Annotated in this window: 2 protein-coding genes; both read left to right on the top strand. The window is 61.3% G+C overall.

Translation table 11 applies throughout. The annotated features are described in order from the left end of the window. The coding region (locus tag P0D89_RS52540; RefSeq protein ID WP_408379548.1) for a DEAD/DEAH box helicase at positions 1 to 1338 on the top strand (1338 nt) is incomplete at its 5' end. An 18-nt stretch (positions 1339 to 1356) separates the two neighbouring features. Continuing rightward, positions 1357 to 1943, top strand: a 587-nt coding sequence (locus P0D89_RS52535; RefSeq protein ID WP_408379545.1) for an SWIM zinc finger family protein, incomplete at its 3' end; no start/stop codon positions are given.

The raw sequence follows: 1943 nt of genomic DNA, 5'->3' as shown, positions 1-1943 counted from the left end.
GGCAAGACCATGCAGGTACTCTCGCTGCTGCTCGTGCTGAAGCGCGAAAGCGCCGAGGCGCGGCCCAGCCTGCTGGTCGCCCCCGCATCGCTGCTGGCCAACTGGGCGGCAGAGGCCGAGCGCTTCGCTCCCGGCCTGCGCGTGCTGATCGCCCATCCGTCCGTGATACCGGCGGCAGATTTGCGTGCGCTGGACGCCACGCAGCTCGCGGACATCGATCTCGTCGTCACCAGCTTTGGCTCGCTTCTTCGCCAGCCCGTACTGGGGACCATCCAATGGCGCGTTGCCATCGTCGATGAAGCGCAGGCGATCAAGAATCCGAGCGCCAAGCAAACGCGACAGGTCAAGCAGCTCCATGCACAATCGCGCATCGCGCTGACCGGAACCCCCGTGGAAAACCGCCTGTCCGATCTGTGGTCCATTTTCGATTTCACCCACCCCGGTTTGCTGGGCTCGGACAAAGTCTTCGCCAACTTTACCAAGCGGCTGGCGAAGGCCGAGCACTTCGGCCCGCTGCGCACGCTCGTACGACCCTACATCCTGCGCCGCCTGAAGACCGACAAGCGGGTAATCGACGACCTTCCGGACAAGACCGAACTCAAGGCCTGGTGCCACCTGAGCCCGAGCCAGGCGGCGCTTTATCAGCGTGCGGTGAAGGATCTAGCCGCCGCGCTTGAGGACGCCGAAGGCATCGGTCGCAAGGGTGTGGTGCTGAGCTTCCTCATGCGCTTCAAACAGATATGCAACCATCCCTCGCAATGGCTGGGCGACGCGGCATGGAAGGCGGAAGACAGCGGCAAGTTCGCCCGCCTGCGCCAGCTGGCCGAAGTCATCGCCGCCAAGCAGGAAAAGGTGCTGGTATTCACTCAGTTCCGCGAGGCCACTGAGCCACTGGCGGCATTTCTGGGTTCAATCTTTGGTCGCGAAGGTCTGGTGCTCCATGGCGGTACTCCGGTAGCCAGGCGCCGCGAACTGGTCAAGCGATTCCAGGAAGATGAGCTGACACCCTTCTTCGTGCTCTCGCTCAAGGCAGGTGGGGCGGGGTTGAATCTCACCGCCGCTTCCCATGTGATCCACTATGACCGCTGGTGGAACCCGGCTGTGGAAAATCAGGCGACTGACCGTGCGTTCCGTATCGGCCAGCAGCGGAACGTCCTGGTGCATAAGTTTATCTGCCGTGGCACGATCGAGGACCGTATCGACCAGTTGATCGAAGCGAAGCAGCAATTGGTGAAGGATGTGCTGGAGGACAGCGCGGAACTCCTGCTCACCGAGATGAGCAATCGCGAATTGCTCGATCTCGTGAAGCTCGACGTTTATGCCGCGCAAGAAAATTGATCGTCAAGAGGAAACGCAATGGGTTACGGGGGATGGAAGCCTTATGTCTCGGTCACCGAACGCAGAAAAAAGGCTGAACTGGCCGCCGCCAAGGCCAAGAAGGCCGGTGCGGTCCTGTCGCCAATCGCGTCATATCGCGGCGCCGTCGCCAAGACCTTCTGGGGCAAGGCCTGGTGCGACAATCTGGAAGGCTACAGCGACTATGCCAACCGTTTGCCGCGTGGCCGTACCTATGTGCGCAACGGTTCCGTGATCGACCTTCAGATTGCGGCAGGCGAAGTCCGTGCGCAGGTAATCGGTTCGAGCCTCTATACGGTCGCCGTGACCGTGACGGCGTGTCCTGAAAAGCAATGGCGAGCAATCGGAGCCGATTGCTCGGGGTCGATCGACTCGATCGTGGAACTCTTGCAGGGCAAGCTCTCGACCGCCGTGATGGAGCGCATCTGCAAACCTGGCACCGGTCTTTTCCCGGTACCGAAAGAAATCAGGTTCAGTTGCAGTTGCCCGGACTGGGCATCGATGTGCAAACACATTGCCGCCGTACTCTACGGCGTCGGCGCGCGGCTCGACCAACAGCCGGAATTGCTTTTTGCCTTGCGCCGCGT

This window comes from Paraburkholderia sp. RL18-085-BIA-A (assembly GCF_046027075.1).
Lineage (GTDB): Bacteria > Pseudomonadota > Gammaproteobacteria > Burkholderiales > Burkholderiaceae > Paraburkholderia.
Note: the sequence above shows the minus strand (reverse complement) of the source record. Positions and strands in the feature narration are given on the sequence as shown.